Raw genomic sequence first — 14,060 nt, 5'->3', positions numbered from 1 at the left:
TTCCCTAATTTTAATCTTTTATCAGAACGTAGCTAAGGCTATGTTACCCGAAAAAGACTTGATTAGGGCAAAAAATCCTAAATTTTTGCTTCAAAACAAAAAGTTGAAATCATTCAATGTATAAAATTAAAAAGCTAGTATATAAAAGAAAATGGGAAACAAAAAGCTTGAAAAGTTACAAAGAAAATCATATGAAAAAGATTTAAAAATTGCTGAATACTCGTTTACCTGTAATCAAGAAGAGGTTATTTGTCATGAATCTCCTAAAATAACAGTTGAAGGAGAAGGTATTCGGTTGCATTTTTTTAGATATGGTTTATTAGATAAAGCAACGCCAGTAGAAGATGAAATAGACGTAGAAGTAGAAAAAGCAGTCATAGCAAAGGAAGATACTGCCGAAATACTTTTATTGAATAAAGCAACAGAAGATGTTATTGTTTATAATAAGGATACAAAAGAAGTTAAGCAAACGATAGCGTTGGAGGAAGTTGTATATAAAAAAGAAAAATTTAAGGAATATGGACTTCCTCAATTAAAAAACTTTAGCCTTACACGAACGGCATTGTGTGAAGGATATATTTACTTAATAAATGATGAAGACCCAGAGGAGTATTATGAATTAGCAGTAGATAAATGCGGTATGTTATCTCATATTTTATGGGAGTATTCTAAAGATAAAAAAACAGGGGAATATTTAGATATAAGGAAAAAGCAAAGTGAAAAAATAAGTTATAAAATGGTAGAAAAAGGGAAGAAACTAAGAGTCGCTTTTTCACCTGTACAATGGTCACGAAAATATTTTAATGAAATAAATGCTAGTAATGAAAAAAAGGAAAGAATGCAGCTTATTGAATGCAATGGTTTTTCAAAGGAATACCAAGCAGAAGAAAACGCAATGCTATTGCCTTTTCATCAAGTAAAAGCCACTTTTCCTAACAGACATCCTTTTGCTAGTATATTACAAGATAATTTAAATGACATTTTTATTACTGAAAGAGCGCAAGATCAGAAAGCTAAAAAAAATGGCGAAGCTAATGAAACATTGGAAGATATGTTTATTACTTTTCATGATCCTACAACCTTAGCAGATGAAATTTGTTTAGGTATTGATAGAGAAATTATACGGTTGCAAGCCATAATAACGAGTTTACAAACAGGTAAATCTTTAAAGGAGGTATTTAAATTGTTACTGCAAGGAAAAAAAGTTACGATTGATGACAATAAAACAACAAAGCAAATACTATATTTATTTCGTTTGGCGCAACTTTCGTATGATTTTGTGTACAATACTCATGAGAATACCGATAAGTATGGTGAAAAAACAATCAATACTACAAAAGATAAAGTTGCTAATGTATATACAGCAGGAATTTTGGGTGCCTTTATAGAACACGGGGGAGCAAGCAAGAAAAAACTAGAGAAGATATTAGGAAAGAAAGAACGACTAGCTCAAAAGAGTGTGATTAATAGCTATAGAGATGATTTAGGAAACTTTATGAAATCAGACTATTATCAGGATGCTTTAGAGTACTGTTTTAGCGGTATTGCAGATGATATTGAAGACGCGAAAGGTTTGGTAGCAGAACATTTTATTGTTTTGGGGCAATACCCAAACATGTACGATAGGCATTTAGATTTAAACAAGGAATACCAACTTGTACATGACGAATGGTACAAAAAAATAAATGAAACATTATATAACAAAAATCCAGAATATTTTAAGAAAAGTACTAAAATATTGGATATTTCAATTGACATACAAGATATTAATAAGCTTAGTTTAACTAAAAAGACAATTAAGCAAATAGAAAAAATATTTAAAGCTTATGCCAATCATGAAACCTATGTAGGAGCTTTTACCGTATTAAAGCAAAAAGAAATGCCTATAACGGGTAAGGTGAGTTATTTTAGAGATAAAAAAACGAGGAAAGCGGTCTTTAAATTTAAAGCCTTAGAAAATTTTGAAACAGAAATAAACGGAAAAAAACTAACGTATGAAATAAACGGGAAACCTGCCACTCTGAAAAAATATAAACAACATTGGCATTTGGAGTATGAAAAAATGACTAGGAAAAATGCTGACCAATTGGTAAAAGATGGTAAGCTGGAAGTAAACTTGAAAGGCAACCTGCCTAAACGGTTTAAAAGTGAAGTTGAAAAATTTCTGAAATCGAATGCTTTTGCTGGGGTAGTATTGATGATAGAAGCTTATGTATGGGGAAAAGCAGTGAAAAATCTTTCTAAAGATTTATCTTATAAGAAGCAAGAAGAGTTCGCTTTTGCTAGTGTAAAGCTAGGAGCGGCAACAGGAACGCTTATTAAAGAAATGAAATTATATGATAAATATTTGATTAAAAGAGGGCTAGGTAGTGATGTTGTTTTGGGAAGGGTGAGAAATTTTACACGAAATGTAGGTGCTCTTAAAATAATTAGTTCTGCGATTACTGTATTTACCGCGTCAAGAGACAGTTATTTAAGTTTTTCATTGCGTGACAATGATGCAGCTACTATTTATGCAATGGCATCGGGCATTGGAGCTACTTTTTTATTTGCAGATATAAGCATGCTCGTTAGTGGTAGTGCAGCGGTATTTGGCTTAGGGTTTTGGCCTGCTGCCTTATTAGGAGGTGCTTTGGTAGGGTGTTATTATTTGGCAGCTAAGTATTTTAAAGATTCGGAACTAGAAGCTTATTTTAAAAACTACCCTTTAAGTGATTTTGCCGCAATACCTAGTGCACATGAAACGTCACAAGAGTACATATCACGTTTGGTTGTTAATCCTGCTAAAACCATGAACAATCCTTGGTTTGGCTCTGTGCAATCCGATGAGTTTAAAACTTATACTAACTTTGAAAAAGCCTATACTGCTCTTTTAGATATTTTAGTACCAAGTATTGTCATTGTAGAGCCAGCATCTCATGAATATATAGATTATCACAAGGGATTTTATAAATATAATGCCATTACCCATCGTTTTAAAGCATCCATTTATTCTGCACAAAAAATTAATGATTTAGATCAGTTAGCTATAAAAGCTTGGTACTATCCTTATGGCATAAATACAAAAGCAGCATTGCGTCCGAACGGGCGTATAGCTATAACAACATTTATATATGAAGCACCTCAAAAGAATTATTTTAATAATGAGGAGCTAACCCCTAATTGCCAAATAAGTTTTGGTTTGCCTAATGATTTTATATTCAATCTTGAAGAATATCCTAAAGGAGAAGTGTTATTTATATGTAGAATTAAGGTAGCAGATGGAGAGTATATTCCTACAAGCTTTCATACGGAACCTCGCTATATTTTTGGGCATGCTCAAACCCATAATAAAATAAATACCAATACGAATTTAATGCAAAGTGTTTTTTCTGCTCATAGGTATGGGCAAAGAATTGGTGTTACAAATGTAAAATTAGTAAACATGCCAAAAGAGGAAGCTTTGCGAAAACCTAAAATTATTTCAGAAAAAAGTATATCAAAATTACAATCTTATTATATCAATTAACAATGAAACAACCACATAGAATATTAGAATACCCTACAGTATATGACAAAGACTTTATTAGCAAGATAGGAGAAGAAGGGATGCTAAAACAAGCTGATGATCAGATATTTTTTGAGTCACACCGTATTTTTTTAACATCAAACCTGTATTGGGGTATTGGGGGTATTGTAGTTGGTGTATGGTTGATAGCTTCAACAGAAAATAACCAGCAAAGAATTTTACCTATCCTTTTAATATTAGGCGGTTTGTTTTGGATGATTTACGGATTGTATGCAAATAAAAACTATAAAATATTTGAGTTAAATAGATTGACAGGTATGGTAACCTATCCTGATAGTTATTTTCGAAAGCCTTTAAAAGGAAGGTTTAAAGAGCTGCATGCAGTCATTACAGTAACAGGAAATATTGATGGTTATGTAGATAGTGAATACTTAAAATTTGTAAATACGTTTAATCCTAGAAGGTTTACATTGCTATATACTTTTTATGGAAGTGAACCTTATAAAGATTGGAGTTTTTATGTATGGTATATGGATAAAAATCGTCCTTTACCTCCAGGTACGGCTTTTGATGCGTATCGAGAGCGAGATTTTGAGCGTAGAAAAAAACTAGGTTTTCCCAAACCATTATATGGTAGTAATATTCCTACACCAGAAGCAACACCAGCGCAACAAGCAGAACGAGAACGTATTGGAGGATGGTAGTAATATGGATTGCTATTTGAAATAACTATTATATTGACTAAGAATGAAACAACCACATAGAATATTAGAATACCCTACAGTATATGACAAAGACTTTATAGTTTGTGAAAAAAAAGGAAAATTCTTAAATTATGCTGATGATAAGTTTTTTTTTAGATCATTTGCTTTTTTATTAACATCAAACCTGTATTGGGGTATTGGAGGTATTGTAGTTGGTGTATGGTTGATAGCTTCAACAGAAAATAACCAGCAAAGAATTTTACCTATCCTTTTAATATTAGGCGGCTTGTTTTGGATGTTTTACGGATTGTATGCAAATAAAAATTATAAAATATTTGAGTTAAATAGATTGACAGGTATGGTAACCTACCCTGATAGTTATTTTCGAAAGCCTTTAAAAGGAAGGTTTAAAGAGCTGCATGCAGTCATTACAGTAACAGGAGGTGTTGATGATTATGTAGATAGTGAATACTTAAAATTTGTAAATACGTTTAATCCTAGAAGGTTTACATTGTTATATACTTTTTATGGAAGTGAACCTTATAAAGATTGGAGTTTTTATGTATGGTATATGGATAAAAATCGTCCTTTACCTCCAGGTGAGATCTTTGATGCGTATCGAGAGCGAGATTTTGAGCGTAGAAAAAAACTAGGTTTTCCCAAACCATTATATGGTAGTAATATTCCTACACCAGAAGCAACACCAGCGCAACAAGCAGAACGAGAACGTATTGGAGGATGGTAGTAATATGGATTGCTATTTGAAATAACTAATATAAGACGAAGAATACAGTGAAGGTAAAATAAAAAATGGCATATTATATTGACTAAGAATGAAGCAACCACATAGAATATTAGAATACCCTACAGTATATGACAAAGACTTTACAGTTTATGAAAAAAACGGAGAGCTTTCAGACCATGCTGATGATAAGGTTTTTTTTAGATCATTTGCTTTTTTATTAACATCAAACCTGTATTGGGGTATTGGAGCTGTAGCCTTTGGTGTTATAGGGTTGTTTATGCCAGGTGATACCGAGTTGCCTGAAAATGATAAATATTATATTCTGTTGCTTATCCTTTTAATCCTAGGCGGTTTGTTTTGGATGTTTTATGCATTGTATGCGAATAAAAACTATAAAATATTTGAGTTAAATAGATTGACAGGTATGGTAACCTACCCTGATAGTTATTTTCGAAAGCCTTTAAAAGGAAGGTTTAAAGAGCTGCATGCAGTCATTACAGTAACAGGAGGTGTTGATGATTATGTAGATAGTGAATACTTAAAATTTGTAAATACGTTTAATCCTAGAAGGTTTACATTGTTATATACTTTTTATGGAAGTGAACCTTATAAAGATTGGAGTTTTTATGTATGGTATATGGATAAAAATCGTCCTTTACCTCCAGGTGAGATCTTTGATGCGTATCGAGAGCGAGATTTTGAGCGTAGAAAAAAACTAGGTTTTCCCAAACCATTATATGGTAGTAATATTCCTACACCAGAAGCAACACCAGCGCAACAAGCAGAACGAGAACGTATTGGAGGATGGTAGTAATATGGATTGCTATTTGAAATAACTAATATAAGACGAAGAATACAGTGAAGGTAAAATAAAAAATGGCATATTATATTGACTAAGAATGAAACAACCACATAGAATATTAGAATACCCTACAGTATATGACAAAGACTTTATTAGCAAGATAGGAGAAGAAGGGATGCTAAAACAAGCTGATGATCAGATATTTTTTGAGTCACACCGTATTTTTTTAACATCAAACCTGTATTGGGGTATTGGAGCTGTAGCCTTTGGTGTTATAGGGTTGTTTATGCCAGGTGATACCGAGTTGCCTGAAAATGATAAATATTATATCCTGCTGTTTATCCTTTTAATATTAGGCGGTTTGTTTTGGATGATTTACGGATTGTATGCGAATAAAAACTATAAAATATTTGAGTTAAATAGATTGACAGGTATGGTAACCTATCCTGATAGTTATTTTCGAAAGCCTTTAAAAGGAAGGTTTAAAGAGCTGCATGCAGTCATTACAGTAACAGGAGGTGTTGATGATTATGTAGATAGTGAATACTTAAAATTTGTAAATACGTTTAATCCTAGAAGGTTTACATTGTTATATACTTTTTATGGAAGTGAACCTTATAAAGATTGGAGTTTTTATGTATGGTATATGGATAAAAATCGTCCTTTACCTCCAGGTACGGCTTTTGATGCGTATCGAGAGCGAGATTTTGAGCGTAGAAAAAAACTAGGTTTTCCCAAACCATTATATGGTAGTAATATTCCTACACCAGAAGCAACACCAGCGCAACAAACAGAACGAGAACGTGTTGGAGGATGGTAGTAATATGGATTGGACTACCTAATAAATTGGAGCATAATATTACATCAATTTTTAGCTATATCTGAAAACAGGATTAGACTATAAATAACCTAATCCTGATATTTTGAACTTACACATTTTGTAGAGTAGTGCCTATTATTTATTAAAGTGCACGTATTTTTCTAGTTTCGCATCTTCACAAATAAAAGAAATATTCCCTTTATAGATGCTTTTATATTTTAAATAGGCATTTTCACATTTTTTTTCGTTGTAATGATTGATGATAACTACCTTACCCGCATCTAAAAAGCGTTGCGTTCCAGCTTCATCCCACCAATTCATATTCTTTTTATAAGATTCATAAAGCACACCATCAAAATTAGAAGCATTTTCAACAGTATTTTTAGCCATGCACTTCATGCCTTTTTCATGTACATAGTCACAAAGCTCTTGGTAGTAAGCCACCCCTTCTTCTTTAGTAACTTTAAAGCCATAAGTAGCTCTTGATTCATCATCATAAAACCAATCCATATTATCAAACTCTACCCAGTCACACCCCCAAGCAGCAACTTTATCTATACGCGCTTTCATTAAATCAACAATACCTGTAGTAGTGGTATTTACAAAATACTCACCATCCCATTCGCTCCAAACTTTTTTCACTAAAAAAGGTTTCATAGCGTTAAAATCATCTCTATACGTTTCTCCAGCGCCAATATTTATATAAGCACCTACTTCGTTTCCTCTCGCTTTGATAGCAGCAACAGAAGCAGCTACATTTTTTTGAAAAGGATCTACTAACACATAAGAATTACGAGCCTTGTTAATGATGTCTATAATGCCATCTCTTTGGTAATTTTCTTGGTAAGCTTGGTTATAAACAGCATTGTCAATAATAAGGCGATTGGCTTTGTTAGCCAACTCCCAAGCAGTATAAAAAATTAAACGAGTTCTATTTTTTAGCAAGTCATAATTAATAGGAGTACGCGTTGTTTCTTCAGTACCATTAAAGTAAGAAATAACAGGTATTTTATGTTTAACAAAATTTGCATGATGTGATTGGGCATAAAAACTATCTGTATCATATTGATGACTGTACGAATAATCTAATTGAATGTTGGTAAACTTCTTATTAATCATTTCAGAAATACGGTGCAATTCAGTACTTAACCTGTCAGAACCCGTTACATATACATAATTAGGATTGTTTTTATGGTAAGCATCAACACTACCAATCATATCAATATCTAAATTAGCCACAATGCTTTGGAGAGGGAAAACAGGATTTTTAATATAATATTCAGAACCAAGTGTTCCTTTTTCACTTCCCGTAAGGTGTAAAAAAGCAATGGATCTTTTAGGGCGTATCCCTGCTCTCTCCGCTTTTTTAAATGCTTTTGCAATTTCTAAAAGAGAAGCAGTACCCGAATGATCGGCATCAACTTCTTTGGAGTTGCCATGATTTAAATGTGTAGAAATCAGAATTGTTTCATTGGGTTTTTCACTTCCTTTAATGTAAGCAATTACATTTTTAGCATCTTGCGGTTGCTCTTTGCGTTGGCGACTAACTCTTTGAAGATAATTACTATTGCTTAAAGGAGCAGTAACTCCTTGCTTTGTATAATTATTTTTTAAAAAAGCAATGCTTTTCTTTTGCTTAATACCATCAGCATGATATGCTAACAAATTTGTTTTTAGTTCTTTTGCAGTAATAGTTTCGGCATATTTTTTAGCACCATCTGAGTTGGTTAGTGTATAAGTTAAGGTATCTTTATTAGTGCCGCAAGCCGCAAGTAGTAATGCACTGGCTATATAGATGTTTTTTTTCATTAGAAAAGCTGTTTTTTCTGATGTATCCATTAGTAAGGAAAAGGATAATTTGGAAAGGAATGTGAAGGGAATTTTTTTTGAAGAGGACATTTTTTTATAAGATTAATTTAGAAAATAAAGATATGACAAAAAGAAAAACCTCGCAATATGGCGAGGTTCTTATTTAAAAAGTTCGTAGTATGTCGTTTTATTTCACTTTATCAGCTATGATACGCTCATTTCTATTAGCGAGTTCCCAAGCAGTATAAAAAACTAAGCGAGTTCTATTTTCTAATAAATCATAATCAATTTTATCAGGAGTGTCAGACGGTTGGTGATAGTCTTCGTGAACTCCATTAAAATAAAAAATGATAGGAATGTTGTGTTTCGCAAAATTATAATGATCAGAACGGTAATAAAAACGATTAGGATCATTTTCATCATTATAAGTATAATCTAAGTTAATATGCATATACTTTTTGTTCATTTCTTCAGAAATATTGTGTAGCGTTGTACTTAACTTATCCGAACCAATTAAATACACATAGTTAGGCGTCTCTTTATGAAGTTCATCTACCCTTCCTACCATATCAATATTTAAGTTAGCTACTGTATTGGCCAAAGGAAAAATAGGATTTTCTGTATAGTATTTAGACCCTAGCAATCCTTTTTCCTCTCCAGTAACATGTAAGAAAACAACAGAACGTTTAGGTCTTTTTCCTGCTTTGGCGGCCTGTTTAAAAGCTTGCGCAATTTCTAAAATAGCTACTGTTCCAGAGCCATCATCATCAGCACCGTTATAAATTTTTCCATCTTTAATACCTTCATGATCTAAATGAGCAGAAATGATAATTACTTCATTTGGTTTTTCACTTCCTTTAATATAAGCAATTACATTTTCAGAATCTTTTAAAGGAATTCCGCGTTGGTTATTGCTTAAAAAAGCAGCAGGAACTTTTTGAAAATAGGTGTTTTTTCCTAAAGGAGAAGGAATTTCTTGGCTACTATAAAAATCTTTCAAGTAAGCAACGGCTTTTTTTTGTCCAGGCGATCCAGTATCTCTACCTTCAAATTCATCAGAAGCATATACAAATAAATGTTTGCCTAAATCTTTAGCAGTGATCGTTTCAGCATATTTTTTAGCATAATCCGTATCTTTAGGAGTTTCGTTTAACACTTCTTTACTTGATCCACAAGCCACAAAAGCCAAAGCACTAGCTATATAAAGTATTTTTTTCATTAATTGTTAGTCTTTTACGTACGTTGATTTGCTCCCAAAAGTAATAAAAACTAGGAGGCTAACAAACTTAGGCTTTTTGAATCATGAATTGTTTTAAGGTTTTGTTAAATGCAATCAGTTCTTTAGGGAATAATTCGTCAAAGACATTTTGCGCAATTAAAGTATCAGCATTGCCATTAAACACGTTATTTTCAGTTAATAAAACAAATTCATCAGCCAGTTGTATGGCTAAATTTACCTCATGGGTAGAAATGATAATTGTTTTTTGAGTTGTTTTAATAAGTTTCTTTAAAAGAGAAAAAACGTTAAAAGTATGATGAATATCTAAATGCGCGGTAGGTTCGTCTAAAATAATAATTTCGGTATCCTGCGCTAATGCGCGCGCAATAAGAACACGTTGTAACTGCCCGTCACTCAATTCATAAAAACGCTTGTTTTTTAAATGTGTTATTTCTGTTTGCTCAATAGCCCAATAAATTTTAAGAACATCTTCTTTAGTTAATTGATCTATCCAATTTGTATAAGGTTGGCGTCCAAGTGCAACGAGCTCAAAAACCGTTAGTTGACTTTCAGGCAAATGCTCAGTAAGTACCAAGCTCATACAAGTAGCTAATTGTTGAGGGGTATAGGTTGAAATGGCTTGGTTATTCAAATAAATACTTCCTTTAAGAGGCGCTTGAACATTGGCAAGCGTACGTAATAAGGTAGATTTTCCAATACCGTTTTTTCCTAATAGTGCAATAAAAGTTCCTTTTTTAAAAGATACATTGATATTTGAAACAATGGTTTGCTCTTTTTTTTTAGAACGGTAGCCAATAGAAAGTTGCGTTGTATGAAGAATGTTATCTTGTGTTTTGATTGTTTTTTATTTTTAAAAGAGAAAATTAGCTAAAAAAAGCTAACTTTTTCATATTCTTATACAAATATTTTTCTTTTTCTAACCAACAGCCAAATAACCATTGGAGCTCCAAATAAAGAGGTAATGGCATTGATAGGTAATGTAAATTCACTCGTAGGGAGTTGTGCAATACCATCGCAAATTAATAAAACAATAGCGCCTATAATAGCAGTAGCAGGAAGTAGTATTTTATGATTGGAAGTAGCAAATACCATTTTAGCAATATGAGGAACTGCCAAGCCTATAAAAGCTATAGGTCCAGCAAAAGCAGTAATAACTCCTGTTAATAAACTCGTAATAAGTAATATCATGATTCTATTTTTTTGTATGTCAATCCCCAAGCTTTTGGCATAATTTTCCCCAAGTAAAAGGCTGTTTAACGGTTTTACAATATAGCAAGTACAAAGCATAGCTACTAGGTAAATAGCTCCAAAAACGATTAATTGTTTCCAAGTTAAGTTGCCCAAGCTACCAAAACTCCAAAATAGATATTGTTGAATTTGTGCTGCTTCACTAAAATAAGTTAATACACTAATAATTGCAGCAGTTACACTACCAAACATTAAGCCTATAATTAAAATAGACATGGTATTTCTAATTGTACGGGCTAGTATAATAATAGTTGCTAAAACCAAAAAAGAGCCTAAGCTAGCGGCAATGGCAACTGACCAATTAGCAAGAGCAAATGTTACGTAGATGCCTCCTAGAAAGTGCCCTCCTAAAATGAGTAAAGCTACTCCTAAACTAGCTCCAGAAGAAATACCTAGGACAAAAGGACCCGCCAATGGGTTTTTAAATAAAGTTTGCATCAATAAACCACTAATAGAAAGTCCTGAACCTACCAAAATAGCAGTAATAGATTTTGGCAACCTATAATGCAACACAATGGTTTGCCAACTTTCTTTAGAAGCCATTTTACCTAACAAAGTATTAAAAATATCGTTTAGTGGAATGGATACGGAGCCTATACTAATGTTAGAAAAAAAAAGAAACACCAATAAAATGGATAAAAGCATAAAGCGCTTTGTATATTTCTTTGTTGAATTCAATTAGCCAATAGATTTTAAAAAAGTAATTAATTGATGAATTGCTAGCCCTCTATGGGAAATACTATTTTTTTCTTCAGGAGTCATTTCTGCAAAAGACACATCAAAGTTTTCAGGTTGAAATACAGGATCATATCCAAAACCGTTGTTTCCTTGTTTTTCAATAGTAATAAAACCTTTACAAGTTCCCTCAAACAAAAACTGCTCACCATTTAAGTTTAAACAAATAGCGGTTCTAAATTGTGCATTTCTATTAGGCTGGCCTTGTAAAGCTGTTAAAAGTTTTTGAATGTTTTTTTCTGCATTATTTTCTTTTCCAGCATATCTAGCAGAATATACTCCAGGAGCACCTTGCAAGCTTTCCACCTCTAAGCCTGTATCATCAGCAAAGCAATTGTAACCAAATTTACGAGTAATATAATTCGCTTTAATGGTAGCATTGCCCTCCAAAGTAGTAGCTGTTTCTTCAATATCATCAAAGCAACCAATATCCTTTAAACTTAGTAATTGAATAGTACTAGGAAGCATTTTTTGAACTTCAATAAGTTTATTTACATTATTAGTAGCAAAAACAAGTTTCATTGTATATGGAAATTTACAACAGCAAATGTAATGCTTTTTTAGCTGTTAATAGGGCGTAGCCTTTCTTTATAAAATGAACCTATAATGATTGTTTTTTTTCTACATAAAAAATAGGAGAGTAGCTCATTTATAAAAAAAAAGTCACTGTTATTGCCGTTTTAAGTTGTAATCAATTGATTTTGAGTTTCTTTTTGTACAAGTTTTTTGAAGTGAGTAAAAAAGTTTGTACAAGAAATTGGGGTAAAAGTTTGTACAAGTTTTTTGAAGTGGGTAAAAAAGTTTGTACAAGAAATTGGGGTAAAAGTTTGTACAAGTTTTTTGAAGTGAGTAAAAAAGTTTGTACAAGAAATTGGGGTAAAATTTTGTACAAGTTTTTTGAAGTGGGTAAAAAAGTTTGTACAAGAAATTGGGGTAAAAGTTTGTACAAGTGTAAGCTTACATTATTAGCTTTTATTGGGATTTATCGTTTACTTTTAGAATTGATAAGTATTTTTAAAAAAGGTTTCCCAGTTCCTTTCAAAAACTTTTATTTCTGTATATCTGTGAAAGGATCATGTCTAAATTTTAGGTTATGTATTCAATTAATTACAATTAAAAGGCTTTTCATCTTTTTAGATGATTAGCCTTTTTTACTTATATCTTTTTAATATAGGTGTATGCTTTTTTTTTATTTAAAATACAAGCTAGACATTTTGAATTTAAAATTGCACGCCAAAACTTATACCGTAAGATTTTAAAAAAATAAATCCCTTACCTTCATTTGGATCGATAATAGGCTTCTTAGTTTCGCCACTACTATAATCCCAAAAACCACCTAACATTAAATTATAATTTTTCTTATCTAAAACAGAAAAGGACATTCCTACTCTAATATTTCCAAATCCATTTTTAAAATATTCATTTAAAGATATGTTACGTGCTACTAGTAAATAAAAGTTTGCTGGATTGAGAGCATCAATAAATTTATACCTTAAAATTCCACCTAGTTTGATATTTGATATTTTAGGACTTATATGATTTGAATATCCTCCTACTACACCTAAATAAAGTCTATTTAAAAGAGGGTAATTGTAGGTATAGGTAACTCCATAGGTTGCTGCTTTACGTAGTTCAATATCGTAATCTCGAAGATATGCTCCATTAGGATCTAATAAAGAGGAATCGTATCTTGTTTGATTGGGTATTGAAAAACTTAAGTCAACTGTATGAAAAGGGGTACTCTTTCTTTTTTTTTCTTGTGAATATAAGTTTGTAATAAACAAACAAATCATAATAAAAATTAAATTTTTCATATATATATTATTTTACGATTAATCTTTTTCCTTGCCATTCATTTCCTCTATGTGCTAATCCATAAATATCTACTTTGTAATCTATAAAATTAGGAAAAATATAAGGAGCGGGACTTAAATTAAAATTTGATTTCCAAGAACTAGACTTTTCCGTTAATTTATAACTCGCTACTGCATTCCATTCTTTATAAAAGTACTTTTTCAATTCATGATCTCCGTATTTTTTATATCTATTACCTATGTAAATCATTTCAAGTTCTTGAGGTGTTTTTTGATAGGTTACGATAAATTCATCGTCTTGACTGCCTAATTTATTTCTAAGAAAATTAATTCCCATAGAATAAATACTCTTGATGTTTGATTGACTAAAAATAGGATCTGTCGTTAAATTTAGTTTGTATTCCTTAATAATAGGTACATTAGGTATATATATATTTAATAATTCCTTTTTGTCAATTCTAAAAAAAGGTAAATTTGTACTCCTCATTTGTATAGGTGAAGCATTGCGATCCAAATATTGACCATGGCTCATAAATATTGGCTTTCCCATATATAAATAAAAAACAAATTCACATAAGAAAGCGAAATTTAGCATTGCTAAATTTCGCTTTCTTATGTCATATCAAGTAAAAATT

Annotated in this window: 12 protein-coding genes; 5 read left to right on the top strand and 7 right to left on the bottom strand. The window is 31.7% G+C overall.

The window, feature by feature from the left end; all coding sequences use genetic code 11:
* Positions 1-151 precede the first annotated feature (151 nt).
* From MARIT_RS10725 to MARIT_RS10705, 5 genes are all read left to right on the top strand, one after another.
* Positions 152-3,508: a toxin VasX gene (locus tag MARIT_RS10725; protein WP_100211512.1), complete on the top strand. Its 3,357-nt coding sequence runs from the start codon at positions 152-154 to the stop codon at positions 3,506-3,508.
* Positions 3,509-3,510: 2 nt separating this feature from the next.
* Complete coding sequence (locus MARIT_RS10720; protein ID WP_100211511.1) at positions 3,511-4,212, top strand: hypothetical protein; 702 nt, start codon at positions 3,511-3,513, stop codon at positions 4,210-4,212.
* A 43-nt stretch (positions 4,213-4,255) separates the two neighbouring features.
* A complete protein-coding gene (locus MARIT_RS10715; protein WP_100211510.1) occupies positions 4,256-4,957 on the top strand; it encodes a hypothetical protein in 702 nt (233 codons plus the stop codon).
* A gap of 88 nt (positions 4,958-5,045) precedes the next feature.
* Complete coding sequence (locus tag MARIT_RS15770; RefSeq protein ID WP_197706277.1) at positions 5,046-5,768, top strand: hypothetical protein; 723 nt, start codon at positions 5,046-5,048, stop codon at positions 5,766-5,768.
* A gap of 88 nt (positions 5,769-5,856) precedes the next feature.
* Complete coding sequence (locus MARIT_RS10705; protein WP_100211509.1) at positions 5,857-6,579, top strand: hypothetical protein; 723 nt, start codon at positions 5,857-5,859, stop codon at positions 6,577-6,579.
* A 135-nt stretch (positions 6,580-6,714) separates the two neighbouring features.
* Here the strand turns inward: MARIT_RS10705 and MARIT_RS15520 are convergent, their stop codons facing one another.
* The 7 genes from MARIT_RS15520 to MARIT_RS10665 all read right to left on the bottom strand — a co-directional run bounded on the left by MARIT_RS15520 (position 6,715) and on the right by MARIT_RS10665 (position 13,975).
* Positions 6,715-8,388 (bottom strand): endo alpha-1,4 polygalactosaminidase, encoded by a 1,674-nt coding sequence (locus tag MARIT_RS15520; RefSeq protein WP_024741033.1) that lies wholly within the window; start codon positions 8,386-8,388, stop codon positions 6,715-6,717.
* 187 nt (positions 8,389-8,575) lie between these two features.
* Positions 8,576-9,607, bottom strand: a complete 1,032-nt coding sequence (locus tag MARIT_RS10695; protein WP_100211508.1) for a M28 family metallopeptidase — start codon at positions 9,605-9,607, stop codon at positions 8,576-8,578.
* A 67-nt stretch (positions 9,608-9,674) separates the two neighbouring features.
* Positions 9,675-10,379, bottom strand: coding sequence for an ABC transporter ATP-binding protein (locus tag MARIT_RS10690; RefSeq protein ID WP_317042300.1), 705 nt, complete (start codon positions 10,377-10,379; stop codon positions 9,675-9,677).
* Positions 10,380-10,522: 143 nt separating this feature from the next.
* Complete coding sequence (locus MARIT_RS10685; protein ID WP_100212033.1) at positions 10,523-11,521, bottom strand: FecCD family ABC transporter permease; 999 nt, start codon at positions 11,519-11,521, stop codon at positions 10,523-10,525.
* 33 nt (positions 11,522-11,554) lie between these two features.
* Positions 11,555-12,133 (bottom strand): non-canonical purine NTP diphosphatase, encoded by a 579-nt coding sequence (locus tag MARIT_RS10680; RefSeq protein WP_024741029.1) that lies wholly within the window; start codon positions 12,131-12,133, stop codon positions 11,555-11,557.
* A gap of 698 nt (positions 12,134-12,831) precedes the next feature.
* Positions 12,832-13,425 (bottom strand): hypothetical protein, encoded by a 594-nt coding sequence (locus tag MARIT_RS10670; protein ID WP_157926252.1) that lies wholly within the window; start codon positions 13,423-13,425, stop codon positions 12,832-12,834.
* A 7-nt stretch (positions 13,426-13,432) separates the two neighbouring features.
* Positions 13,433-13,975, bottom strand: a complete 543-nt coding sequence (locus tag MARIT_RS10665; RefSeq protein ID WP_100211505.1) for a hypothetical protein — start codon at positions 13,973-13,975, stop codon at positions 13,433-13,435.
* Positions 13,976-14,060: the final 85 nt, after the last annotated feature.

The sequence above is a fragment of the Tenacibaculum maritimum NCIMB 2154 genome, assembly GCF_900119795.1.
Taxonomy (GTDB): domain Bacteria; phylum Bacteroidota; class Bacteroidia; order Flavobacteriales; family Flavobacteriaceae; genus Polaribacter; species Polaribacter maritimus.
This window is presented reverse-complemented; position numbering and strand designations above follow the sequence as displayed.